The 25,252-nt window shown below is 47.9% G+C and carries 19 protein-coding genes; 6 read left to right on the top strand and 13 right to left on the bottom strand.

Annotated features, from left to right (window positions below):
• Nucleotides 1-164 precede the first annotated feature (164 nt).
• Together ACK5NH_RS01360 and ACK5NH_RS01355 are read left to right on the top strand one after the other, a co-directional pair.
• Nucleotides 165-986, top strand: a complete 822-nt coding sequence (locus ACK5NH_RS01360) for an MBL fold metallo-hydrolase (RefSeq protein WP_416917484.1) — start codon at nucleotides 165-167, stop codon at nucleotides 984-986.
• Nucleotides 987-1,233: 247 nt separating this feature from the next.
• Nucleotides 1,234-2,229, top strand: coding sequence for a hypothetical protein (locus ACK5NH_RS01355; RefSeq protein WP_416917483.1), 996 nt, complete (start codon nucleotides 1,234-1,236; stop codon nucleotides 2,227-2,229).
• A 10-nt stretch (nucleotides 2,230-2,239) separates the two neighbouring features.
• On the opposite strand, the gene ACK5NH_RS01350 is transcribed toward ACK5NH_RS01355, so the two are convergent.
• The 5 genes from ACK5NH_RS01350 to ACK5NH_RS01330 all read right to left on the bottom strand — a co-directional run bounded on the left by ACK5NH_RS01350 (nucleotide 2,240) and on the right by ACK5NH_RS01330 (nucleotide 6,908).
• A complete protein-coding gene (locus ACK5NH_RS01350; RefSeq protein ID WP_416917482.1) occupies nucleotides 2,240-3,022 on the bottom strand; it encodes a CLCA_X family protein in 783 nt (260 codons plus the stop codon).
• 176 nt (nucleotides 3,023-3,198) lie between these two features.
• Nucleotides 3,199-3,453, bottom strand: coding sequence for a hypothetical protein (locus tag ACK5NH_RS01345; protein ID WP_416917481.1), 255 nt, complete (start codon nucleotides 3,451-3,453; stop codon nucleotides 3,199-3,201).
• 36 nt (nucleotides 3,454-3,489) lie between these two features.
• On the bottom strand, nucleotides 3,490-4,407 hold the full coding sequence (locus ACK5NH_RS01340; RefSeq protein ID WP_416917480.1) for a multidrug effflux MFS transporter: 918 nt from the start codon (nucleotides 4,405-4,407) through the stop codon (nucleotides 3,490-3,492).
• A gap of 381 nt (nucleotides 4,408-4,788) precedes the next feature.
• Entirely contained in the window at nucleotides 4,789-5,943 is a 1,155-nt protein-coding gene (locus tag ACK5NH_RS01335) for an AraC family transcriptional regulator ligand-binding domain-containing protein (RefSeq protein ID WP_416917479.1), read from the bottom strand.
• The gene (locus tag ACK5NH_RS01330; protein WP_416917478.1) at nucleotides 5,943-6,908 is read right to left on the bottom strand and encodes a GGDEF domain-containing protein; all 966 of its coding nucleotides are present in this window, start codon (nucleotides 6,906-6,908) and stop codon (nucleotides 5,943-5,945) included. Before ACK5NH_RS01330 ends, ACK5NH_RS01335 begins: the two co-directional genes overlap by 1 nt.
• Before the next feature lie 618 nt (nucleotides 6,909-7,526).
• Here ACK5NH_RS01330 and ACK5NH_RS01325 point away from each other — a divergent pair.
• The 3 genes from ACK5NH_RS01325 to ACK5NH_RS01315 all read left to right on the top strand — a co-directional run bounded on the left by ACK5NH_RS01325 (nucleotide 7,527) and on the right by ACK5NH_RS01315 (nucleotide 14,179).
• Nucleotides 7,527-10,358: a TonB-dependent receptor gene (locus tag ACK5NH_RS01325; RefSeq protein ID WP_416917477.1), complete on the top strand. Its 2,832-nt coding sequence runs from the start codon at nucleotides 7,527-7,529 to the stop codon at nucleotides 10,356-10,358.
• 23 nt (nucleotides 10,359-10,381) lie between these two features.
• Nucleotides 10,382-12,355, top strand: coding sequence for a phytase (locus tag ACK5NH_RS01320; protein ID WP_416917476.1), 1,974 nt, complete (start codon nucleotides 10,382-10,384; stop codon nucleotides 12,353-12,355).
• Between the two features lie 231 nt (nucleotides 12,356-12,586).
• Nucleotides 12,587-14,179, top strand: a complete 1,593-nt coding sequence (locus ACK5NH_RS01315; RefSeq protein WP_416917475.1) for an ABC-F family ATPase — start codon at nucleotides 12,587-12,589, stop codon at nucleotides 14,177-14,179.
• Nucleotides 14,180-14,336: 157 nt separating this feature from the next.
• On the opposite strand, the gene ACK5NH_RS01310 is transcribed toward ACK5NH_RS01315, so the two are convergent.
• Entirely contained in the window at nucleotides 14,337-14,786 is a 450-nt protein-coding gene (locus ACK5NH_RS01310; RefSeq protein WP_416917474.1) for an SRPBCC family protein, read from the bottom strand.
• Nucleotides 14,787-14,884: 98 nt separating this feature from the next.
• A complete protein-coding gene (locus ACK5NH_RS01305) occupies nucleotides 14,885-15,964 on the bottom strand; it encodes a nuclease-related domain-containing protein (RefSeq protein WP_416917473.1) in 1,080 nt (359 codons plus the stop codon).
• Nucleotides 15,965-16,281: 317 nt separating this feature from the next.
• On the opposite strand from ACK5NH_RS01305, the gene ACK5NH_RS01300 reads away from it, so the two are divergent.
• Nucleotides 16,282-17,913: a diguanylate cyclase gene (locus ACK5NH_RS01300; protein ID WP_416917472.1), complete on the top strand. Its 1,632-nt coding sequence runs from the start codon at nucleotides 16,282-16,284 to the stop codon at nucleotides 17,911-17,913.
• 122 nt (nucleotides 17,914-18,035) lie between these two features.
• On the opposite strand, the gene ACK5NH_RS01295 is transcribed toward ACK5NH_RS01300, so the two are convergent.
• Genes ACK5NH_RS01295 through ACK5NH_RS01270 form a run of 6 tightly spaced genes read right to left on the bottom strand, consistent with a single transcriptional unit; the run spans nucleotide 18,036 to nucleotide 25,248 of the window.
• Complete coding sequence (locus ACK5NH_RS01295; protein ID WP_416917471.1) at nucleotides 18,036-19,091, bottom strand: protein-glutamate methylesterase/protein-glutamine glutaminase; 1,056 nt, start codon at nucleotides 19,089-19,091, stop codon at nucleotides 18,036-18,038.
• A gap of 3 nt (nucleotides 19,092-19,094) precedes the next feature.
• Nucleotides 19,095-19,715 carry a chemoreceptor glutamine deamidase CheD gene (gene cheD, locus ACK5NH_RS01290; RefSeq protein ID WP_416917470.1) on the bottom strand — a complete coding sequence of 207 codons (621 nt, stop codon included), beginning with the start codon at nucleotides 19,713-19,715 and terminating at the stop codon, nucleotides 19,095-19,097.
• Nucleotides 19,716-20,546, bottom strand: coding sequence for a CheR family methyltransferase (locus ACK5NH_RS01285; RefSeq protein WP_416917469.1), 831 nt, complete (start codon nucleotides 20,544-20,546; stop codon nucleotides 19,716-19,718). It lies immediately after the preceding gene.
• Nucleotides 20,547-22,517 carry a methyl-accepting chemotaxis protein gene (locus tag ACK5NH_RS01280; RefSeq protein WP_416917468.1) on the bottom strand — a complete coding sequence of 657 codons (1,971 nt, stop codon included), beginning with the start codon at nucleotides 22,515-22,517 and terminating at the stop codon, nucleotides 20,547-20,549. It lies immediately after the preceding gene.
• A 5-nt stretch (nucleotides 22,518-22,522) separates the two neighbouring features.
• Nucleotides 22,523-23,035 (bottom strand): chemotaxis protein CheW, encoded by a 513-nt coding sequence (locus tag ACK5NH_RS01275; protein ID WP_011622855.1) that lies wholly within the window; start codon nucleotides 23,033-23,035, stop codon nucleotides 22,523-22,525.
• Nucleotides 23,036-23,049: 14 nt separating this feature from the next.
• Entirely contained in the window at nucleotides 23,050-25,248 is a 2,199-nt protein-coding gene (locus ACK5NH_RS01270; protein ID WP_416917467.1) for a chemotaxis protein CheW, read from the bottom strand.
• Nucleotides 25,249-25,252: the final 4 nt, after the last annotated feature.

Here is a 25,252-nt window from a genome sequence, read left to right as displayed (position 1 = left end):
GTGTAAGGTTAATACGAATTGTTATCAATACGACATATTAATAATACGATAGGTTTATAAGATTTGTCACAAATTAAGCAGATGTGAGAGTTGGCGAGACGCCTGACTAACGCTAATAATGCGTATAGATTTCAACACTCACACTTAATCATAGGCTGGCCAACATGTATAAAGCATTAGCTCCCCTCGTCTTTGTTACATACTGTTTTGCAGCCAACGCCGATACCATCAGTGTTGAAAAAGTCTCTGATCAACTACAGCTGTTGAAAGGTGTGGACTACGGAACCAATATCGGTGTGCTATCAACAAGCGAAGGCTTAGTGCTTATCGACCCTATGCCTGGGGATGAACACTTAGATGCCTTAAGTCGTACCATCCAATCCCTCTATGGCAAACCCGTTAAGTTTATCTTGAATACCCATGAACACACCGATCATACCGGCGGTAATCAATATTTTATCCAACAAGGTGCCAGCTTAGCGCCAACACAAAGCCTAGCCTCAGCGCAGCCATTCTTGGCAGAGATAGTGACCATCCAAGTTTCATCCCATTCTGCCGCCGACAGGATCTATTTTCACCCACAAAGCAACAGCCTATTTGTCGGCGATATTGTCGATAACAGCTGGCACCCCACATTTTATGCCGGTGGCATACGAGGCTTTAATGCAGCAATCAACCACATTTTACACCTCGGCGATGAAGATAGCCTTATCGTGCCGGGGCATGGTAAGCCAAGTAATAAAGCATCACTTCGCAGCTTTCAGCAAAACACCAACGACTGGCTACAATTGATTGAAGCCCAGCTAGATGCGGGTAACAGTGTGGATGACATCATTCAACAACCACAGGTCGCGACCCTTATTGCACGCTTTAATCAGGAGGGTAAATCCCCTTTTCTACCGCCAAAGGCTTTAAGGAGATTTATCGAAAGAACCATTAGCGTGATTGAAAAAGAGCGTCTTAGCACACAGACCCATAGCAACTAAATCATCCATTCAGTTAGCCTTTTAGTTAACTCACTAAAAACGCTAAATATTGAGCTCAAAAAGGCGTTCGATGGCATAAGGTTGGAAGTGTCTGTTTAACTAATCAAACCTTAAGAAAGCAGTCTAACGTACTGTTATTGTGAAATTTTATTCATGAATATACAAAGCATCCACAGGGAATAGCGCTTTAGTCAGCGGGGAAGTTCCAGTACAATTAGCCTCTTTGTTTTACTGAGTCCTTGCGAGTATGTCCTATCCACAGCCCTTAGCCGAGGCGCCTCAATCACATACGCATATGCACCGTCCATTGGCTGAGCCACAACCTAGGATTTCGTTAAGCGCATTAGCCGAGCAGTTCAAGCTTGAGCAGGCCACCATTATCGGTAACGCTTCGGGCGACTGGCAACCCGCAAACAAAGGGCTCACCTTTATCTTTAATGGCACCCAATGCCCAGAAGATTTATCCACCCATGGCCAAGTGGTCAATATTGCTAATGGTGGCTTTGCCGAATCTCAATATGCCTTCGAAGTGCAAGGTCATCCCCAAGGCGTGCAACTGGCAAAGGCTCTCACTCAAGTCGCAACCGATCTCACCCCTTCCCTCGGCTGCTGGCCTTCATCGGGCCTAACCACAGTCGTGTTAATGATGACACTAGCCCAAAAGGTGCAAGTTCAGCGGATGTCGCTGTTGCCGAGCTTACAACGCAGTATGGACTTGCCAAACAACATTCATTTGCCCTGTATGGTACACAACTGGCTTGGGGAGAGAAGAATCGCGCAAACGCTGCTGTGCGAGCGTATCGATTGGCCGGAATTTAACTTAACGCCGTGGGAGAGCATGCCTAAGGCCTGCTTAACTGAAGCTCTTTACTCATGCAATACAGACTTGCAGGACTCAAACTTGCACCATACTCAAAACCTGCACCACTCTGAGTTAAGTCATCGAGTGGAAGATCCCTTCAGCCAACTGGATTTACTCAGGCAATCCACACTTACGCCAAACGTAAGTGAGCAAACAAAACAACAACTACGTGAACAGTTAGCCAAGCTCGCCCGTACATCCAGTGCGATTTGGCAACAATTTGCTGAAAAATCGAAGCTTAAGGTATACGAATCACTGTTTTTTAATCATCGGCCCGAAAGCCAAATGAGCCCTTGGTATCTGATGGATTATGCCGCCTCACAAACCCTCGATGCCATTCGCCACCAGCTCGCCTATTGCCAGCAGCAACTCACGAATTAGCGCCTAAGGTTTATCCGGTTTTCCCTAACGCCATGCCTAATGGCTCAAAGTAGGCAATCAAGGCATTAAAGATACGTTGTCTATGTGGCTCATCGGGGTAAGCCCCTTCCTTTGCCAGCGCTGAATAGCGCGTGCCAGAGACTAAATAGGGATTTTGGATCCCTTGATAGGATTCAATGCAAGCCTCAAACGCACGAGCCATCATTTCCGTCGGTTTAGCAAAATACTGCGCGCCATAGCGTTTATCTAATGCTATGGCGCGGCGCACATAATCGCTTGGCTCCAAATTGTCCTCGGAGAGTAATGTCACCCGAAAAATTTCGGCCAACCGCTGATTGAGCGGATGCTCGATAAGTGGCAGATCCGCAAGCCAGAGATCGCTGGCGCACTTAAAACGGCCCGTGGCTCGCGAAAACGCCTTGGGCGCCACATAATGGTCAAAGGCATGCCAAAACTCATGGGCCAGCGCCCCAGCACCCGCATTTTTGGCTAACGCCAGCTCTCGCGCTCCTGGCGCATAGTGAGCCTGCACGCCCTTTTGTCCACCATGGCCAAAGGCAAGGCTTAAGGTTTGCCTCAACCCTAAAGTCAACGGCGGTAAATTGAGGATAAAGGCAAGATCTGCCAGCGAATCAAACACTAAATTCGCGGCAATTAACGATTCCTCTCGCGTGACCCAACGCCCCACACGTACATGGCTAAAACCAAAGGTTTGCTTGACATCTAAAAAGGTCATTTGCTCCCCGAAGCGATAATCGGGGCCATGGCGGGTATATTGCTGATGGAGTAACACGCTTTCTCTAACAAACCTAAGTAAATGACAATTTAGAATCATTCTAAGTTAAATAAAAAAGCTTTTATAGCCAGACGACCATCGAGTAGACAGCACAAACAAATCTATCAAAACTAACACTATGACAAAAAAGCCGAGCGATTCTCGGCTTTTAATGGACGATAACGGAGCTGAAGCTATTTGTGATCTGCTCTAATCGAGAGAATAAACAGCAGGGATAGTGACGCCGAGATCAAAATATAACTACAGATCACCAGCGAAGTACCCGAGGGCAACAGCCAAATCAACAGACTGACTAAGGCACTTAAGAACAGACTCTCAATGGCATAATACAGAGCGGTTGCCAGCCCAGCAGAATGGGAAAACGCCGCTAAGGCACCATTAGCTGTTACGGAGCAGGTTAAGGCGATATGCACTCCTATGAAATACATAGGCAGCATAAACCCAAGTAAACTCAGCCCATTTAGTCATTCCAGCCCATACAATAAGCCGCCACTTAGCATCATGCAGATCAAGCCTCTAAGCACAGTTCCCAGTGTGCCCCAACGTTTGACGAGACGCTTAACAAAGCGAGTGGTGATGATCATGACTATCGCAACCGAGCCAAACCACAGGCTAAAGGCCACCTTATCGAGTCCTAATTTGTCCATCAGTATGCTCGGTGAAGCCGAAAAATAGACAAAGAAGGTGCCCATGGCCGTGGCGTAGGCCAAGGTATAGCCTAAAAACGCCTTAGTGCGAACGATATTAAAACATCTCGACCACTCAAAGGGATGGGTCTGCGCTGGGCGGGTTTCAGGCCATTTCAGTAAGGCATGCAAACCTACTAGCGCAGCAAATATCGCTAAGGTGTAGAAGATCCCCCGCCAGTGCCAAAGTCCATCGATAAGCGAGCCAATAAAAGGCGCTACCGCAGGCACGGCCGCGAGCACTGAGCCCATAATGGCATAGATAACGACGCCTTCTTCCCTATCGGCAAACACATCTCGCACAGTCGCAAATGCCGCCACCAGCACGGCAGAGGCGCTCAAAGCCTGTATTATCCTAAGGAGCAGAAACACACTGAAGCTGTCGGTCAATGCCATCGCCAAACTGGAACCTGCGTAAACTAAGGCTCCGGCAATCACCACTCGCCTGCGCCCGATTGCGTCGGATAGTGGTCCAAATAACAACTGGCCTAAGCCTAAAATCGCCATATAGAGGGTTAAGGTCAGCTGCATTTGTTCTTGGCTAACACTAAAACTCTGGCGAATATCATTAATGGCAGGCAGATACAGATCCATGCCAAGGGAGGCGAGTAAATCGAAGGGAATGAGTAATAGGAGTGAGTACGCAAAGGTATAATCCCATTTGCGGTCTTGCTTATATTGATTAACTTTTGTCATTTTAAAATCCAATTATTGCTATGAATGTTTACAGCGATAATTGGATAAAAGGCACCGCCCTCTTCATCTTTAACCTCCGTTTTTAACCTGTCGAATGACTTATTAATGCTTATTACAATGCCTCTGACAACATCAGTAGCCATGCATTTTGCAACACAAGGTGGCGGATCATGACACAAATCCCGCCTCGATTGCTATGGCTTATTCCCCAATCAGCCCCCAATCGCCGCCGAGAACTCAAATGACTAATCACGCTTAAATTTGCATAAATAAAATATAATCCCGGGTATTTTGCTAGCAGTTATGCAAAACAATGAATCTTCATTCAAAAACAGGGTAAAAACTTTACTGTTTTAAGTCGTAAATACTTATCTTGCTCGCTTAGGCGAGCCAAAAGCGGAAATAGGCGGGTAATTGTCCGGTCCAGCGTTTGAAAGAACGCCTAAAATTACTGGCATCACTGAAGGATAAGGAATGCGCAATGCTATTTGCATCCTGCTCTGGCTCGGCGAGAAAATACAGCGCTTTAATCAAACGGGATTCATCGACTAATTGTCCGTAACTCAGCCCCATCTCCCCAAGACGCCGTTTTAACGTGGCAGGACTTATCTCTAACAATTGCGCCATTTCCGGCAGGCTCAATGTATTGTGCATCAATTTAAGGCGGATCCCTGCCGCTAATCCATGGCGAAACCCATGCGCGAGCAGGGCTTGACGGGCATTCTTGGCCATCGTCAGTTGCGGCCTTAACACAGTACTCGCAAACGGCTCGTTAAAATGGCGATCAAATGTTCTCGCATTAGCGGGCTCCCAAGGTTGCAACGCTGCGGGCTTATTCGGCTGCTCGGTATATTTGGAGCCAGCAAAATCGATCGCATGGGTCTCGGAGTGGCTTGCAAACATCAGAGGTTGGCACAACAGGGATTTTGCCATCGAAATCCGGCAAAGGGGCGCATTAAAGCTTAACTCAGTGCCGAAATACTTATAGTAATGGGCTAAGTTCGCTGGTGCGGAGTAAGGAAAACTGATACTGCCGCGCCACGCTTGGCCAAGTAACTGTTTGCAGCATGCCGTGAGGGACGACAGGCTTAATTCGATGAAAAACTGTTTGTGCCGCTGCATGCCTAAGTCGAGGCTGAGTAGAAAGTGCCATTCCTGCTCCCCTTGCCAGCGCCAAGTTTGCAACCAAGGTTGTGTGAGCCAATGATATTTGTGCCAAAAATGCCCGAGCGATTTCAGATCCCGTGCGCAAAATATTCCCGCCGTGAGCGCGCCACTTTGGGATGGCAGCCACAGCTGACCCAATAAGAAACTTAAATCGCCACTTGGCCACAGGGGTAAGGCATTGTCCAGCAGCCGAGATAACTGCTTTGGACTAATAAGGTGATCGGGTTTACGAATGTCTGCGGTAAAAATCCCTGTGCCCCGTAACAGCTTATCGCTATCGAGCCCACGCTGCTTAAAAAGCCCAACGATGCTCGCCACCAGCAATTGACTATCGATACATTTATCCTGCCAAGTGGCGAGCGCACGCATCAGTTAAGCTCACCCAAGGTCGACAGATTTTGCATGTTACTCGCTTGAGCCGGTGTAGCTACCGAACTTCGACTCTCTTTTTGCTGTGACATTTTTTGATTCAACAATTGCAGCAGCGTAGCGGCCTCTTCCTTGGCAGGCGTTTTATGCGTTTGCAATGGCAGTACTTTAGGTGATGGTAGCGCCCAGACCACGGAGGCGCTACAACCGAACGCGCTAATACCTTGCTGTATCTGCTCCGCCATGACACTCACTAAGGGCGGAATCGCACCGCGCAAAAGAATGATAAAGCGATCGCCTGCGTAGCGGCAGACTAAATCCTGATTCCTAAGGGTTGAGCTTAACCACAATGCCAACTGCGACAAGAGCCTATCACCCTCTTCCACCCCTTGATTTTGGTTGTATTGATGAAAATTGTCGATATCAAGCATAATTAGCCCAAATGATTGATTTTTAGACAATTGTTTAATTAAGTGATGTTCAAAGGCTTTAGCATCATTGAGCAAGGTTAAGCCATCGGTTAACTGGTGTTCGCGGTGAAATTGCTCTCGAGTTTGCAACTGGCGATTGACGACGGTTTGCTCGTCCCGCCATAACCATAATCCGCAGGTCAGCACCAATAGCCCGACTGGCGTCGGCATCTTTTCAAACCAGTTATACACTGGGATGGTTTTAACGATAAAAATCTCATCTAACAAATCTAAATAGCAGCCCAAGCAGTAACATGAGAGGCCCGCGATCAACAGATTTGTCACTCGGCCAGAAGGGCGAACAGACACTATCACCATCAACCAACACATACCGAGTATAAATAAGGCGCCCTCGGTGATGACATCAAACCAATCCACCGCCGCCACGGTTTTTGCCATGGTGCTTTGCCAAAGAAACAGCGGCACGATAAAGATGATAAGCAGACTTGATCCATAGACGCTGGCGAGTCGTAATGATTTTGCAGGAGTTCCCAAAATACACACCTTGTTCTGTGAAGCCCAAACGGGCAAATACAACGTTAATGCTTTATGGGATGGCAAGTTAGCGGGCTTTTATGACAACGCCGTGACGCCATTTATTGACGCCCAACTAATAAACATAAACAAATAAAACTTAATGTATTGAATTTAATACAATAAAAATCTTAACCATATAATATTCGTGCCGACCACAGCGGCAAATTAGCTCAGGCACTTTTGAGTGGTACGGATAAAAAACCATATTGAGCTGATTGATGCTGAACTCTATGCCTGCGCGGGCTTTACTAAACCTTTGCCGCATCTCATTGTTTTACGACCGACAGCGATATAACGCTTTATAAATAAAGCCATTATTGCCAATCACACTCTTCATTCCTGCATCATTTTTGAGCGATTTTGACTAATCCATGCCTATTTTTTGCGATGATTTTCCAGCGTCATTTTGGCTCACTCACGGCCGAAAAACGCCATTTTCGTCCGTTAATAACCGTCAAACACGGCACCTCAATTATCCCGTCACAAATCTGACATTTTGCTCCCCTAACTTGGCCGCCATCACAAATAGGCCTTCACCCAAGGCTTGTAATAAACTCAACTTAAACGGAACTCAAGATGCAATCTCGTACCCCGCCATTACAACAAGAGTTACAACAAGGCTCCCAGGCGCCGCGAAAGCCACACGCCATTCTTAAAACCCGATTGGCAGCGCGTCTGTCGGCGATAAGCTTAGCCATGATGGTCGCAGGCTTTAGCAACAGCGCCCTTGCTGTTGGCAAACTTGAAGGGCAAATTCGCGATAATGTCAGTCAGCAGCCCCTTGCTGGCGCAACCGTCACGTTAAAAGAGCTCAACCTGAGCCAGCAGGCAGGCCGTGATGGGCGTTTCTTTTTTGTCGGCGTGCAGGATGGCGATTACACCTTAGTGGTCAACTACCTAGGTGCGATGCCGACCGAACATAGGATCAGCATCCGTGATAAACAAACCACACTGCAAGACATCAACTTAAATAGCCAAGATGTGGAGCATATCCGTGTGGTCGGCCAACAAGGCGCATTAAGTAAATCCATGAACCGCCAACGCGGCGCCGATAATGTGCTGAGCGTGGTCAGCGCCGATGTGCTGGGGAATTTCCCCGACAGCAATATCAGTGAATCGCTGCAGCGGGTGCCAGGGCTGTCTATTGAGCGGGATCAGGGCGAAGGTCGCTTTGTGCGCGTGCGCGGTATGGCGCCGGACTATAACTCAGTATCGATGAACGGCACGCGCTTGCCCTCACCCGAAAGCGATCGCCGTGCGGTTGCCCTCGATGTGGTGCCATCGGATCTCTTGCAATCGGTGGAAGTGAGCAAAACCTTAACACCGGATATGGATGCCGATGCACTGGGCGGCGCGATTGAGGTTAAAAGTCTGTCGGCCTTCGATCGCGATGATACTTATCTCAACCTCAACGCCGAGGCGAGCCAAGATACCTTAACCGACAATACCAATCCCAAACTCGCCGCCAGCTACAGCGATATCTTTGCCGACAAACTAGGGGTAGCCATAGGTGCCAGTTGGTATAACCGTGACTTTGGCTCAGACAACGTCGAAACCGGCGGTAAATGGGAATTCGGAGATAACGGCTTTGAGGATGCGGCGCTTGAATCCATCGATGCACGGGATTATGAAATCAATCGGGAACGTTTAGGCATAGGCGCGAACTTCGATTATCGCCCAAGTGATGATACCGATCTGTATCTGCGCACCCTTTACAGTGAGTTTGATGATACCGAAACCCGTAACAGCGCCAAAACTAAGTGGAAATCGCCGCAGCAAGCCAATGCCCTCAGCCAAGGCAAAACCACCCGCTCACTAAAATCACGCATCGAGAACCAGAACATCACCTCCTTTGTTCTCGGAGGTAAAACCCGCTTCGATCGTTGGACCTTCGACTATCAGGCGAGCCACAGCACCGCCAGCGCCGAAAAACCGCGGGATATCGCTGGCGCCGACTTTGTCGCCAAGATTGATAACACGGGCTTTAGCAATACTCAGCGGCCACAGATTATCGCCCCCGAAGATTACTTTCAAAACACTAACTTTGAGCTAGATGAGATTGAAATCGCCGCCTCCAAGGCCGAAGACACCATCAACAGTGGTCAACTGGATCTCACCCGCCAGCTAACCCTCGCGGATTACAGTGTTGAGATAAAAACCGGGGTCAAGCTGAGCCGCCGTGATAAATCCAATCGCGAAGATATCTGGATCTACAGCGACTTAGGCGACCAAGGCGTGAGCGATGACGATTTGTTATTGAGTCAATATGCAGGCAATGAGCTTGACTACGACCTCGGCCGCTTTGGCAGCGGGATCGATGCTACGCCACTGTGGCAGCTTATATACAGCCTCGATGCCGACAGCAATCGCGATGATATCGAGTCCACCATTAACGATTTTGATATCAGCGAAGATATCAACGCCGCCTACCTGATGGGCCATATCGATATCGATAAACTGCGAATCTTAACAGGGCTGCGTTTCGAGCAAAATCAATGGGATTCCAGCGGCTACGGTTATGATGGTACCAAAGGCGAATTTATCGACATAAACCACTCCCGCGATGAGGATCATTGGTTGCCCGCACTGCATCTCACTTACCGCCATAGCGACAATACTGTGCTGCGCGCCGCTTGGACAAATACCTTAGTTCGTCCGACGTTTGGCCAATTAGCGCCGGGATATTTGCTCGAAGAGGATGATGGTGATATCGATTTAACCTTCGGAAATCCACAGCTTAAGTCGCTCGAATCGATGAACTTTGACTTAAGCCTCGAGCACTACTTCGGCAATATCGGCTTAATTTCGGCGGGGTTGTTTTACAAAGATATCGACAACTTTATCTATCAGGCGGATTTAGCTGGCCGTGGCGATTATGTGGATGCCCATAGCGCCGTGACCTTTGTCAATGGCGACAGCACCGACATCTACGGCGTGGAGCTCAGCTATGTGCAAGAGTTTAACTTTTTGCCCGAGCCCTTTGATGCGCTGGTGCTCAACTCTAACCTCACTTACACGGATTCCAGCGCCAAGATCAGTTGGTTGGAGGATGGCCAATTACTGAGCCGCGATATTCCCATGCCAAGCCAATCGGATCTCACAGCTAACCTAACGCTTGGCTATGAAAACAGCTACGCCAGTGTCTGGTTATCGGCGGCTTATAAATCCGAATACTTACAGGAAGTCACTGAGCTAAGTGATGAACGCTTCGACCTCTATGAAGACAATCACTTGCAGTGGGACTTTGTCGCCAAGGCCCATTTAACCAGTAATTTAACCTTGTATTTCAAAGGGGTGAATCTGACCGACGAGCCCTACTATAGCTACACGGGTGACAGCAGCTATAACGCCCAATATGAAGCCTATGGCCGCACTTTCCAGTTAGGCGTGCAGTACACCAACTATTAATCACTTTGAAAAAGAACAAAGATATGACAACACCATTTACCAAAATTAGTGCCATAGCTGTGACCTTCGCAGGCCTTATCAGCGCGCCCTTGAGCATCTTCGCTCACCCCATCACAGTTCCGGCCCACAAGGGCAGCCAAGCCCAAGCCTTGCTGTTTAGTCTGCGTGACTTTAATAAGCATGACAGTACAAAACCTGCCGCCGATTGGCTTTGGGTGAGTGAAAAGCAAGGTTTGATGCTACAAAGCATGCCAAGCGCAGATAAAACCTCGCTGCCCGCCGCTAATACCTTAGTCAAAGGCGAGTTTGAGCTGTTAGCTTTTAGCGATCCCTATGCCTTAACTCTGGATCGCCGCGCCGATCGTATTCGCCCTATCATGATCAAACAGATTGAGGGCAAAGTCGCGACCAATGTATTGCCGCTGCTGCCGATGGCGTCATTTGAAATCAATTGGATCTGTATTCAGTCAAGGCCGCAGGATGGCAATATCTACGCTTGGTTTGGCAGCGAAGACGGTTATAGCGAGCAATGGCTGTTAGGCGATGCCGGACACTTTAAGCCGAAAAAATTGCGCAATCAGGCAATTCCCGTCAACAGTACTAGCTGCGCCATCGATGGCGACAAACTATTAGTCAGTGAGCCCGAAGCCGGTGTCTGGCAATTTGATGCCAGCCCCTTTGCCGACAATAGCGCTAAGTTGATTCTCGCTGCGCTCAATAATGATATCGCTGGCATGCAAGTCATCGATGGCAAGTTATTGTTAAGCGATAAAAAAGGCGCCCTGACCTTAGATCAACAGCCGATTGCAAACTACCATCTTGGTAAAGTGCAAGGGCTGAGCGGTTATCGCAGCGGCGGCAATATTAACAACAGTAACGACAATCACACTGCCCTTCAGCTCTCGCTTTATGATGATAAAACCGATCAATATTGGTTTACCGAGGCATCATTATCCGCAACCAGCAGTGAACCTAACGCAATAGATGCTCAAAAGGAGATAGTCGAAATCCCTACTTGGGTTGAAAGCGCCCCATCCGATAGACCCGGCGATACCATGGACGATCCGGCGATTTGGGCGCATCCAACTGAACCAGAAAAAAGCCTAGTGCTTGGCACCAACAAACGTTGGGGGCTATTGAGTTTTAATATGCGCGGTGAGCAGGTTCAAGCCCTGCCATCGGGGCGCATCAATAACGTCGATCTGCGTCAGCAAGTGTTACTGGGCGGTAAAAAGCGCGATATCGCGGTCGCCACCTTAAGGGATAACGACAGTCTCGCCTTCTATGAAATCGACGCTCAAGGCAAGTTAAGCGAGTATCCTAATCAAGCCACTAATATGGTGGATATTTATGGAATGTGCCTGTACCAAGATGCCGATACCCTGTATGTGTTCGCCAATGAAAAGTCCGGCCGCATCGCCCAATACCGCGTCGATTGGCAGGCAAATGGGCCAAGTATTAAGCTGGTACGCGATATTCATACCCCAAGCCAAGTTGAAGGCTGTGTGGTCGATGAGGCTCAGCACGCGCTGTTTATCGGTGAAGAGGACAAAGGCATTTGGCGTTTTAATGCCAAGGCCAATGGGGGAACGCAAGGCGAACTGATTATTAAAGCCGAGGGTGATTTAGTCCCCGATGTGGAAGGGATTTCACTCTATCAAGGCGCGACTCTTCACGGTAAAAAACAGGATCTGCTGGTGGTCTCCAGCCAAGGCGATAACAGCTACTTGCTGTATCAAGCTGAGCCGCCCTATGCCCAATTAGGCAAGTTTCGCATTGGAGTGAACCTTAACGGCATGGAAAATGGCCGCGAAACCAGTATTGATGCGAGTAGTGAAACCGATGGCCTAGCCGTGACCCACTTAAGCGTAGGCAAAGGTGCTTGGCAACAAGGCATGCTAGTCGTACAGGATGGGCACAACCATTTACCCGATAATAATCAATCTTTTAAATGGCTACCTTGGAGCAGTATTGTCGAGGGATTATCGCGTAACTGAGCTTTGCTTTAAACGAAATACCATTGATTTTATTAGGTTAGCTATAACCGAGCCCGAGTGGCTCGGTTCGTTTTTGCTTTAAAACCCCTGTTTGTAACTCGCATCTTGAGCCTGAAATCGCTATACTCCGCGCCCAAATCATTTGGCCAATAACTAGCTCGAGATTGCAATACTGTTTGCGGTTGTCAGCTTTTTAAGCCGTTATTAACGACTTTTTCCTAGGACATCGCTTTGATTTCTACCGCTAATATCACCATGCAATTCGGCCCAGAGCCATTATTTGAAAATATCTCGGCAAAATTTGGCAACGGCAACCGTTATGGTTTGATTGGCGCTAACGGCTGCGGCAAGTCCACATTTATGAAAATCTTAAGTGGCACCCTCGCCCCCACCTCGGGCAACGTGTCTATCACGCCGGGCTTAAAGGTCGGCACCCTAAGCCAAGATCAATTCGCCTTCGAGCAATACACTGTTATCGATGCGGTGATAATGGGTGACACTCAACTGTGGAAAATCAAGCAGGAACGTGACGCGATTTATGCCAAGCCCGATATGACCGAAGAAGACGGCATGCGTGTAGGCGATCTCGAGAGTGAATTTGCCGAGATGGACGGCTATAGCGCCGAGAGCCGCGCCGGTGAGATTTTGATTGAGGCGGGTATTGAAGAGTCTTTTCACTATGGTCCAATGTCACAGGTCGCGCCCGGTTGGAAGCTGCGGGTATTGTTAGCCCAAGCCCTGTTTGCTAACCCCGATATTCTGCTGCTCGACGAGCCAACCAACAACTTGGATATTCACACCATCAGTTGGCTTGAGACTGAGCTGAATAAGCGTAAATGCACCATGATCATCATTTCCCACGACAGACACTTCTTAAATGCTGTCTGTACTCATATGGCGGATATCGATTACGGTGAGTTGCGGATTTACCCTGGCAACTACGAATACTTCCTCGAGCAATCGGCCTTGCAACGCGAACAACTGCTGTCGAGCAACGCCAAAAAGAGCGCCGAGATTGAAGAGCTACAGGACTTCGTTAACCGCTTTGGGGCTAACGCCTCTAAGGCAAAACTCGCCAGCTCCCGCGCCAAACGCATGGACAAAATTAAACTGGATGAGGTCAAATCCTCCAGCCGTATCGCGCCATCGATTCGCTTTGCACCGGGTAAGAAGATGCACCGTCAAGCCTTAGTGCTAGAAAATCTCGGCCATGGTTTTGATGGTGAATTGTTATTCGAAGGCGGCGATTTAATCCTCGAAGCCGGAGCAAAGCTTGCGATTATCGGCGAGAACGGCGTAGGTAAAACCACTTTATTACGCTGTTTAGTCAATGAGTTAATTCATAATCAAGGCGTGATTAAGTGGTCCGAAAACGCCTCTATCGGTTACTGCCCGCAGGACAGTACCAGCGACTTCGATAATGATTTGACTATTATTGAATGGATGGACCAATGGCGTCAGCCAAAACACAACGATTTGATGGTGCGCGCCATGTTAGGTCGTCTGTTGTTTACCGAAGATGATGCCAATAAGAAAGCCAGAAACTGCTCGGGTGGTGAGAAAAACCGTTTAATTTTCGGCAAGTTAATGATGCAAGACATTAACGTTATCATTATGGACGAACCGACCAACCATATGGATATGGAAGCGATTGAATCCTTAAATAATGCCCTCAAAGATTTTGAAGGCACATTGATTTTTGTCAGTCACGACCGCGAATTTGTGTCCTCGTTAGCGACCCGCATTATTGATATTCGTGATAGAAAATTGGTGAACTTCCAAGGGACCTTTGATGAGTATCTGGCAAACCTTGCCAGTGCCTAATCGCCATCGGCATTTGTAAAAGAGCTTTCGATGAACGTCCTTTTGCTAAAGGACTCCAAAAGACCCAAAGAAAAGACGCTTCACTCGACTCGAGCTTAGCGTCTTTTTTATACCACCCTTTTGTATCACCCTTTCATATACGTAATAACTGACTGCGTTACTCGGTTTTCGCTTCAACCAAAGCCGCTAATTGTTGTAATGATTCCTGCCAGCCTAAGTAACACATCTCCTCAGGGATAACGGCTGGAATACCCTCCTGAATGATCTGCAAATTGGTACCGCAGCAAACCTCGGTTAATTCGATAGTCACCAGCATCACACCGGGCAGATTCTCATCATCAAACTGGTCAGTATGTCTAATCAGTTTGTTGGGGATAAGCTCAGTATAAACCACCTTAAAGGAGTGACTGTATCCAGTCGCAAATTGGGTAAAACTCATGGAATACCCAGCTCCAACGGCCAATTCAAACTCATGAATCGTCCCCACAAAGCCGTAAGGCGGTAACCAACGCTCTAACGCCGCTTTATCGGTAAATGCTTTGTAGACTAACGCCGAGGGCGCACGCAGCACTCTATGTAACTTCACTGTACCTGTGTTATTCGACATATCCTTATCCTTCCAATTGCTTATGGACCAATGATGTTCTTAAAGATAGCGCAAGAATCCCATTCGTTATCACCTGCGCGAGAATATTAATTGTCCCCTCAGCTTGAAATGGTTGGCTCGACGCGGCGATGCTTAAACTGCATTAAGTGCAATGATTTAGCATCAGAGTCTGATTGCTGCTGGGCAATATCCAGCCGTTCTGCGGCGCAAGTAAATGCCAGATTTGTGTTGTGAGAGGTTTCACTCATTTGCCCTTTATATTGAGCGATAAAGCTCAAAAGTCCCGACTCATTCACCACATTTTTAGGCAACGGCGTTTTAAAGCTCGCCTCATCGCTAAAAACGACAACCGAATGGAGTCCCTCGACTAACCCTAAGCAGTGGGCAACCGCTAAACAATGTTTATAGTTTTGATGGAGAGGATTTTTAAAACGGGTTTGTTTAGTAAAAATTTTCTGCATCCACTGGGCTTGCTTCTCTCCCCCAAATATCCAGCCGGAGTAATTTTTAACTTCAAGGACGAACACGCCAAAATGGGTCAGTAAAACTAAATCCACCTCTGTCAAAGCAGGCGTACCTTCAGTTATCTCATCCATAGGTAAAATTAAATTGCGATAAAGCCGGTAGTCCTCATCTTTGAGACCTTGTTTCAGTAGCTTAGCGACCCGCTTTTCACCCTGTTGGCCTAACCATTCTGCTCGGTATCGTCTGAGTGACGGACGAAATAGCAAGGTGACTATCGCAAACACAAGTATAAAAATCGGAATCACCAACAGAATCGACAGCGACTCGAGTACTGAAGAGATGGGCGAAATCGTGCTGGGAGCGAGCGTCGATTTAGGTGTTACCACGGCAGGTATTATATTGGGTTTCTGCTTAGGCGTGTCTTGGCGAACCGTAGTTGGCGTTGCAGGCCGCTTTACCGTGGATTTAACACCGTTGGCGACGGGTTGCTGGCAACGCTCATCGAATCTTGCCTTAAGCTCTTGATAACGCGGCGTGGTTGGATGCCAATCTTGCATCTCACTTTGGATAAGAATACAGATGGCTTCAGAGTCTTGTTTCTCTAATGCCTTTAGCGAAAAAGGATAAAGGCCAACACCAACGACACTGACCATTACAGCCAGCAACATGCAGAACTTGGCGTTGTGCCAGATATTCTTTACGCATCCCTTCACCTTGAAATAACTCCTGTTATTGTTTGCTATCATTGCAACGGTTATACGTTACTTGATCTAATTTATTATTTTCAACCGTCATAAATTGCTATAACGAACTCGATAGATAAATAGTTAACCCATCTGCGAAATAGATTTCTAATCACAATCAAGTAAGACTGGTATTTTTGCCCGCATTTTCTCTGCCTTGGTTTACACTCTTAAAGAACCCACAAAGCACAACTCAATGAATTGGGTGAATTAAACCTTATGGGGTATTGCATACGCGCCAGCTGTGCACCAATTTATTCTGTAAATTCTTATCATGGTGATGGTTTATGAGTCTTGAAGAATCCTTAGAACAATTAAAACGTCAGTACTTGCATGCTTTACCGGATAAAAAGAAACAAATCATTACGTTATGGATCTCACTACGGAAAAACTGGCAAGGCCATATGCTGTCGGCCGTTTACCGCGAGGTGCATAATTTAAAGGGCTCCTGTGAAACCTTTGGCTTAACCGAAACAAAAGAGATTGTCGATAGACTCGAGTTACAGCTAAAAAATCTACTGGATGCTCCTGCGCCGGAACTGCCCGTAATCAAAGGTTTAGATACCCTCTTCCACCAATTGCTGCAAAATAACCTGCGTAGCGAACCCGCTGCGCCCGTGGTTGAAGCGCAAATGCAGCTGAGTCCCTATAAGCCCACCAAAGCACGGCATGAGTATCGTATTGCGATAGTAGAAGATGACAACAATGTTGGAGTAATGATCACTAAACAGTTGCATGAGTTTGGTTTTAATGTGCAGCACTTTTTAAATTTCACCGATTTCCTCGGCATACAAAACACTACGCCATTTGATTTGATCCTATTAGATCTTATTTTGCCAGATTACACCGAGGCCGCTTTATTTACCGCCGCAACCGAATTTGAAAAAAACAACACCCGCGTGTTTGTCCTATCGTCGCGCGGAGACTTCGATATGCGACTACTCGCGATCCGCGCCAATGTCAGCGAGTATTTTGTCAAACCCGCCGAAACCACGCTGCTGGTGCGTAAAATTCACCAGTGGCTAAAAATGTCAGAAAAACAGCCGCTTAAAATTCTGCTGGTGGACGATCAACAATCCATGGTGGATTACTTTTCTAGCCTGCTACGTAGCCATGGTTTGATGGTAAAAGGGATGACTAAACCCGAACAAGTACTGCCGACACTCGAGCAATTTGAGCCTGACTTGTTTATTTTCGATTTGTATATGCCCGACGTGAATGGCTTAGAGCTGGCGAAAATGATCCGCCAATTAGATAAATACAGCTCGAGTCCCATTCTCGTGCTCAGCTCCGACGACACTATGCAAAACAAAGTCAGCATCATTCAGGCGGGATCCGACGATTTAATCTCTAAGCAAACCGCACCGAGTTTGTTTGTGACGCAAGTGATTTCTCGTGCCCAACGAGGTCATGATATTCGAAGCTCCGCCAGTCGTGATAGTTTAACTGGGCTACTCAATCACACTCAGATCCTAGTCGCCGCTCGGCGCTGTTTTAACCTAGCCAAACGTATCAACTCCTCTGTGTGCATTGCCATGCTGGATTTAGATCACTTTAAGCAAGTGAATGATACCTATGGGCATTCTGGCGGCGACAAAGTCCTGCTAGCCTTTGCCCACCTGTTACAGCAATCCCTGCGCCCCGTAGATTATATGGGACGTTACGGCGGCGAGGAGTTTATGTTGGTCTTACCCGATATGCCTGCGCCATTAGCCATTGCTAAGCTTAATGCCATTCGAGAGAGCTTTAGCCATATCGTGTTTGTCGAAGAAGGCGCCGAATTTAAAGTCACCTTGAGCGGTGGTTTGGCCTTCTCGGCCGAATGCGGCGAGTTTCAAGATTGTTTATTGCTGGCGGATAAAAATCTATATGAGGCGAAACGCACAGGACGCAACCGCTTAATCACCAGCTTAAGATAGGCCCTGTCGTGTCGACAAGTTAGTGTTAGCAATACGGTGATTTCAGCTAAATAACTCATGGACATAAGTCTGTGCGTTACCATTAATCAGCTTAATGCGCATATGCAGGGTAAGTGAACAATCTATTCTCGTTTAAGCGAGGCTAGATAATTAAGCATCTTATCCGCCAGTTGCGGCAGCTCAACCACATGATGGATAACCCCGCGTTTAATCGCCTCCCTTGGCATACCAAATACTACACAGCTCTGCTCTCCCTGGGCAAAGGTTTTGCCGCCCAGTTCATCGATTAACGCCATACCATCGGCGCCATCTTTACCCATGCCGGTAAGGATCGCTGCAGTAGTATTCGCCCCAGCACATTCGGCAACCGAGTTAAATAGCACATCCACCGAGGGCCTATGGCCACTCACCTTGTCGCCATGAGTCAATCGGCTCTTAAAACTGCCGCCGATTTTAATGATTTCTAAGTGCTGATCCCCCGGTGCGATATACACATAACAGGGCAGCAAACGCTCACCGTCTTCGGCTTGCTTTACATTCAAACGCGTGAGTTTATTCAGCCGTTCGGCAAAGGTACGGGTGAAACCCGGTGGCATATGTTGAGTGATCACAATCGGTGGCATCACAGCAGGAAACTGCTGTAACAGATACAAAATCGCTTCGGTGCCGCCAGTAGAAGCACCAATGGCCACCAACTGAGTATTGATCACCCGATTACTCAAGACGGGTTTATGGTGAGATTGAACAGCGACGGGAGGCTGAACTCTATTGGTTTTTAACTTTGCATGGGCCGCCGATTTAATTTTCTCCAAAATCAAATCTTGATATTCATTAAAATCCTGGGGCGAATCTAATTTCGGCTTAGGAATAAAATCCACCGCCCCAAGGGCGAGCGCATTAAAGGTCGCATCGGCGCCCTCCTCGGTTAACGAAGAAATCATCACCACCGCCGTGGGTCTGGCCTTCATTAATCGGTCTAAAAAGGTCAGCCCATCCACCTTGGGCATCTCAATATCTAAGGTGATCACATCGGGGCGATGCTGATTGACCATATCCTTTGCCATATAAGCGTCGGCGGCCATGCCAACGAGGCTAAGCTCAGTATCGGCCTCGATCATCTTGCCCAATAAGTTACGGACCAATGCCGAATCATCTACCACTAGTACTTTTATCGTCATCGCTTAGTCACCAAAAAGTTCCACATCTCCGCCGCGGGGCAAATTCCTGATCCTTAGGCGATATTCACTTTCCCTGTCCATAATGGTGCTATTATGCATAGTTTTGATTTTTCTAACTTTTACTAATCCTGTCGCGGGAAAGAAATACACTTTTCGAGGATAATAATCGAGTAAGTCTGCGGCCAAGATCGGAATTTGCTCCATTTGCAAATATTCAAGCACAAACTCCGCATTACGCTCGCCGATATTGTGGGCGGTGATCCCATTGAGCATGTTTCCACCACCAAACACTTTGGCGACCAATGCGCGGCGACGCGCACCGAGTTTCAGCAGCTCGTTGATCAATAGCTCCATCGCATAAACGCCATAACGGGCTGAATCCGTTAAAATTCCCGAACTGTTGCCGTTATCACTCGGTAATAAAAAATGGTTCATTCCCCCAATTCTTAAGTCAGGATCATAGAGGCATACTGAAATGCATGAGCCTAATACTGTGACTATCATGGTTTGGTCGCGGGTGGCGAAAAATTCTCCCGGCAGAATTTTTACCGCGTCACAACCAAAATGATGGTCAAAATAGCGATTCGGCTCGATAACAGGGTATTCAATATTCGGTTTTGGCACTCAAGCTCCCTTTACCGCCTTGTAGGTTGTCTGGCCCACTGGCTTAATGATCTGGGGGAACATATTAAAGTTCTCCGAATGGCCTGCGATGTAGAGTCCATCATCGGCAAGGGAAAGCATCATATGTTTCAGAATGCTTTCTTGCGTGGTTTTATCGAAGTAAATCATAACGTTTCGACAAAAAATCACATCGATAGGCGTCTTGATTGACCAAAACTCGTCGACTAAGTTAAGCCGCGTAAAATGCAGCATTTGCTTAAGTTCAGGCACCACGCGCACATTGCCTTGTTGTGCTCCACGACCACGCTGAAAGAACGCCTTCTTACGCTCGGTGCTCACCGCCTCGATACGCTCTATTGGGTAAATCCCCGCTTGCGCCTTTTTCAATACGCCACTGTCGATATCCGAAGCAATGATCTCGATGGGGGTATTGAACCGACCAAAATGCTCCGCGACTACCATAGCAATTGAGTAAGGTTCTTCACCCGTACTGCTTGCCGCGCACCAGATCCTTTTGGTGTGCGGATGAGCCTGCAAATGTTGCCGTAAGATCTCAAAGTGGTGCGGCTCTCGAAAGAACGCCGTTTGGTTAGTGGTTAGCGCATTAATAAACTCCTGATGCTCACTCTCGTTTGCCTGTAAATACTCAAAATAGGCAGTAAATCCCGCTAACTTAAGCGCCCTTATTCGCCGGACTAAACGGCTGTACACCATGGCGTCTTTACTGTCGGCTAACTTAATCCCGGCAAATTGGTACAGCTGGGTTTTCACCGTATTAAAGTGTGCCGCTGTAAAAACAAACTCTTTCCCTAGAGGTTGACGTTCGCTCAATCAAAAGTCTTCCCATTCATCTTGATCGGCTTTATTGACCTTAGGCATCGTCGCCTTAGGTTTAACGGGCATGCGAGCCACTGTCGATGGCGGTTTTACCGCTAACTTTTTGGTGTTCGCCACAGGTTTTGGCGTAATGCTGGTATCTTCATCGACAGTAAAGTTCGCCACGCTGTCGGCTAATTGCTGCGCCTGTGACTGCATGCTTTCGGCTGCAGCGGCGGCTTCTTCCACTAAGGCCGCGTTTTGCTGCGTCATTTCATCCATTTGCACCACGGCTTTGCTGATCTCATCAATACCGATAGCCTGCTCATTCGAGGCCGACGCGATTTCAGCCATAATGTCGTTCACCCGTTTAATGGCGATAACGATTTCTTTCATGGTGTCGCCGGATTTGCCGACTAAGCTGTTGCCACTCTCGATTTTGGTCACAGAGTCGGAGATCAAAGCTTTAATATCTTTGGCCGCGTTGGCCGAACGTTGGGCTAAGCTTCTCACCTCAGAGGCCACCACCGCAAATCCACGGCCTTGCTCGCCGGCTCTTGCCGCTTCGACTGCGGCATTAAGCGCTAAGATATTGGTTTGGAAGGCAATGCCATCAATAACGCCGATAATATCGGCGATCTTACGTGCCGATTCGTTAATCGATGCCATGGTTTGTACCACTTGCTGGATCAGTTCGCCCCCATCGACGGCAACATCGGCGGCCTTAGAGGCAAGTGCATTGGCCTGACTGGCGTTGTCGGCATTTAACTTCACAGTACCCGTTAACTCTTCCATACTCGCCGAGGTTTGTTCAAGACTCGATGCTTGCTCCTCGGTGCGGCTCGATAAATCGGCATTGCCCTGGGCGATTTCGGAAGAGGCGGTATTGATAGTATCGGCGGCTTTTTGGATGTCTCTTATCATGTAAGAGAGCTTTTCCGCGGTTTGATTTGAATAGTTTTTCAAATCATTAAAGGTGCCTTCATAGTCGTTGTAGATGCGTGTGGTTAAGTCACCTTCGGCGAGCGCCATCAATACCCGCGCCACATCCTGTAGACCGCGATCCGAAGTTTCAATTAAGGCATTGAGGCTATTGGCCAGCATCAAGAAGAAGCCCTGCTTACCTTGCGTCTCAGCCCGTTGGGAGAAATCCCCCGCCGCAGCCGCATTCACGATGCGCGAGATTTCCTGCTCGATTTGCACCTCGACCGTGCGGTCGAGCCATTCGACGACAGAGCCTAACCGCTCACCAGTTTTAGAAATAATCGGGCTGGCGGTTAAGCGGAAATGACAACTCGCTACTTTAATCTGCGATTCATATTTACGGTCGAGCTTGTCTAACAAACTGGCTTGATGGGCAGGATTTTTATGGAAAATATCCATAGAGCTGCCAAGAATTTTATCCACGGAGAAATGCGGCAGCGCTTGTCTGATCTCACTCTCAGATTGGCGCAGCATAGATTCCACCGAGCGGTTCATATAGATGATGGTGCGGTTGGCATCGGCGATCATCACATTGGTGCTGGTATTATTCAGCGCTTCTAAAATGCGCTGCGTCGCCCGCTCAGATTCTATGCTCTCAGTTCTATCAATCCATTCAACCCCCGTGCCTAAGTGTTTATTCTCGCGGGTGATAATGGGCGTCAGAATCAACTTAAAAGTCCGCTTCCCTATGGTGATTTGCGCCGTATGGGATTGAGTAAGGCGCTCGAGCATATTGCGTTGATGGGCCGGATTTTTATGGAAAATATCGATATTACTGCCCACCACCTTCGCCACAGAGAATTGCGGTAGCTCTTTACGAATATCCGCCTCGGCCTCGGATAACATATTCAATACCGCTTTATTGGCGTAGATAATATTGCGGTTGCTGTCGGCGATCATAAAGCTGTTGCCGCTGTTATCTAATAATTGGAAATAGCGTTGCAGCTCTTCTTCCTTTTGCTGGCGCGCCTCTTCATTTCCAAACACATTGAAAATACCCATTATGATTACTCCTGATCAGACAGACTATTTGCATCAATTAGACCCAGCTCATCACTGCTGATCAGAGCCTGTATATTTACCAAAATGATCATCTTGTCTTCTACCGTTGCCAGCCCCTTGAGGTAACGGCTATCGAAGGCCACACCAAATTCAGGCGCAGGTAGAATTTCTTCGGCGGCGAGTTTAATCACATCCGACACCGCATCGACGACAATCCCCACAATACGGTCAAACACATTCAACATAATGACGATAGTGAACTCGTTGTAGGTCGCACTGCCAACGGCAAACTTCATCCTTAAATCGACAATAGGTACGATATCGCCCCTAAGATTCAGTACGCCTTTGATAAAACTCGGCGCATTGGCGATTTTGGTGACGGGTTCATACCCACGGATCTCCTTCACCGACATAATGTCGAGCGCATAATGCTCTTCACCCAGCACAAAGCTTAAAAACTCGACCTCATCATGGACGCTGTACTCCTGCTTACTCACCGTGTTCGTGCGGTTATCCATTGCGACATCCTTAGTTAATTTTTGATATGCAGTGCAAGTGATTCAACATCGAGGATCAAGGCTACGCTGCCATCGCCCATGATGGTCGCCCCCGATACGCCGGGGATCCGCCGATAGTGTTTCTCAAGGCTCTTGATCACCACTTGTTGCTGCCCGACAAGGCCATCGACACACAGGCCAAAGCGTTTATTATTACTTTCGAGCAAGACCACTATGCCGTCTTCAGGCGTCTTCGCTTGGGGTTCGATTTCCATTAATTGATAGAGGTTTAGCAGGGGTAAATATTCTTCCCGCACTCTGAGTAACCGCTCTTTGGCCAAAAATTTAAGCTGCTCAGTTTGCGGTTGTATCGATTCGATAATGTGTACTAAAGGTAAGATATAAATTTGATTGCCTACGCTGACACTCATGCCATCGACAATGGCTAAGGTAAGGGGAAGCTGGATTTCGAAGGTTGCGCCCTGACCCGCAACGGAATCAATATCAATGCGACCACCTAAGGCCTCAATATTCTTGCGCACTACATCCATGCCTACGCCGCGCCCCGACACATCGGTGACCTCAGCCGCCGTTGAGAATCCGGCGGCAAAGACCAATTGCCATACCTGCTTGTCTGTCATGTTCTCGGGCAGCGCCATGCCATTTTCTCGGGCCTTTTGCAGAATGCGTTCGCGGTTTAAACCGCCGCCGTCATCGTGGACTGCAATCACAATGCTGCCGCCACGTTGACTGGCTTTAAGGGACAACACACCGGCTTCACTTTTGCCTGCTGCAAGTCTTTTTTCTGGTTTTTCAATACCATGGTCAAGACTGTTACGAACAAGGTGGGTGAGCGGATCGACCAGCTTTTCGATCATCCCCTTATCAATTTCAGTGTTACCGCCCTCAATCACCAGACTGACATTTTTGCCAAGCTGATCCGACAAATCCCGCACCAGACGATGGAAACGGTTAAACACAAAGGAAACTGGTAACATGCGCACCGACATGACCGCTTCCTGCATTTCACGAGTATTACGCTCTAACTCATTGAGCGCAGTTTTTAGCCGTTCCCCTAATTCGCCGCCCAGTTCATTACCGATAAGGGTGAGCATGGATTGGGTGATCACCAATTCACCCGCAAGATTAACTAGAGTATCTATCTTGGAGGTTTCAACCCTCAAAGTGGCATCTTGGCTGGCAGCACTGGCTTTTTTCGCTGCGGGTTGACTACTACTGCCAGATGCTGCGCCTATGGTTGAAGTAGAAGATTGCGGCGGCATTGCCTCGGCTTTAGCTGCCGATTTGGCGGGCTGTTTACTGACTTCTTGTGCTGGCTTTTTGGCTCGAGTCGATTGTGGCTTTGAAGTGTCTAGATCAGCTCGTGGTGCTAGCGCCTGATTGGTGATGGACTTCTCTTTTACCGATGTTGAAGTTAAGGCATCAATTTCAGTGGCGAATGTTTCGGGCGTTAATGATTCAAAAAAGCCGTAGCTTAATTCATCATCTAGCGCATCGTCGCTAACTGCAGCAACTTGATTGGCAGCCAGATCAGCAGCCGTCAGTTCTTGCGGTGTCGAACTCAGCTCAGTTGCAGTAGATACGGGAATATCCTCGGCGCGGATTTCCTTTGCGGTATAGGCCTCGTCAAAAAAGCCGAAATGTTCCGTTTCATCGACTAACCCAAGCTCCACTTCATCCTCAAAAAAACCGAAGCTATCGTCTACTGATTGAGTGGCTATGCTTGGCGTAACCGCTGCTTGTATGGGTTTATCTTCGCTCTGATTATTGGCATTAGCAGCACTTCCCCCATTTGCCGCATTGGCGGTTTGAGTAGAAAAGGGTTCGCCATTTAAGGCCGCCACCAGCTGGTTTTTGGCAAATTCCACCTGTTGCCAATCTATGGGTTCCTCTTCCCGATAGAGGTTTAAAATATGTGAAAGGGTATCGACGGTACGAAGCAAGAGATCAATGACAGAAGAGGAAAGCTCAAACGTGCCCTTTCGGGTTTTATCGAGCAAATTCTCCATCACGTGGGTCACACTGGTCAGTGCGGTAAAACCAAAGATGCCACTGCCGCCTTTTATCGAATGGGCAGCACGGAAAATGGTATTTAATTCTTCGGGATCGGGGGCGTCTAAATCTAATGCAAGGAGCAATTGCTCCATATTTTCAAGATGTTCGTGGCTTTCTTCAAAAAAAACCTGATGGAACTCTGCCATATTAATGGACATAGCA

Origin of the sequence: Shewanella sp., assembly GCF_047975355.1 — a bacterium.
Taxonomy (GTDB): domain Bacteria; phylum Pseudomonadota; class Gammaproteobacteria; order Enterobacterales; family Shewanellaceae; genus Shewanella.
The sequence above is the reverse complement of the archived record's forward strand: the minus strand, read 5'-3'. Positions and strand labels throughout refer to the sequence as shown.

Bases quoted from the DNA above. Each gene is read 5' to 3' on its own strand.
- ACK5NH_RS01345 (WP_416917481.1), bottom strand. From the start codon at position 3,453: ATGTATTTCATAGGAGTGCATATCGCCTTAACCTGCTCCGTAACAGCT.
- ACK5NH_RS01300 (WP_416917472.1), top strand. From the start codon at position 16,282: ATGAGTCTTGAAGAATCCTTAGAACAATTAAAACGTCAGTACTTGCAT.
- ACK5NH_RS01325 (WP_416917477.1), top strand. From the start codon at position 7,527: ATGCAATCTCGTACCCCGCCATTACAACAAGAGTTACAACAAGGCTCC.
- ACK5NH_RS01270 (WP_416917467.1), bottom strand. From the start codon at position 25,248: ATGTCCATTAATATGGCAGAGTTCCATCAGGTTTTTTTTGAAGAAAGC.
- ACK5NH_RS01360 (WP_416917484.1), top strand. From the start codon at position 165: ATGTATAAAGCATTAGCTCCCCTCGTCTTTGTTACATACTGTTTTGCA.
- ACK5NH_RS01340 (WP_416917480.1), bottom strand. From the start codon at position 4,407: ATGACAAAAGTTAATCAATATAAGCAAGACCGCAAATGGGATTATACC.
- ACK5NH_RS01320 (WP_416917476.1), top strand. From the start codon at position 10,382: ATGACAACACCATTTACCAAAATTAGTGCCATAGCTGTGACCTTCGCA.
- ACK5NH_RS01275 (WP_011622855.1), bottom strand. From the start codon at position 23,035: ATGGATAACCGCACGAACACGGTGAGTAAGCAGGAGTACAGCGTCCAT.
- ACK5NH_RS01295 (WP_416917471.1), bottom strand. From the start codon at position 19,091: ATGACGATAAAAGTACTAGTGGTAGATGATTCGGCATTGGTCCGTAAC.
- ACK5NH_RS01355 (WP_416917483.1), top strand. From the start codon at position 1,234: ATGTCCTATCCACAGCCCTTAGCCGAGGCGCCTCAATCACATACGCAT.
- ACK5NH_RS01310 (WP_416917474.1), bottom strand. From the start codon at position 14,786: ATGTCGAATAACACAGGTACAGTGAAGTTACATAGAGTGCTGCGTGCG.
- ACK5NH_RS01335 (WP_416917479.1), bottom strand. From the start codon at position 5,943: ATGCGTGCGCTCGCCACTTGGCAGGATAAATGTATCGATAGTCAATTG.
- ACK5NH_RS01280 (WP_416917468.1), bottom strand. From the start codon at position 22,517: ATGGGTATTTTCAATGTGTTTGGAAATGAAGAGGCGCGCCAGCAAAAG.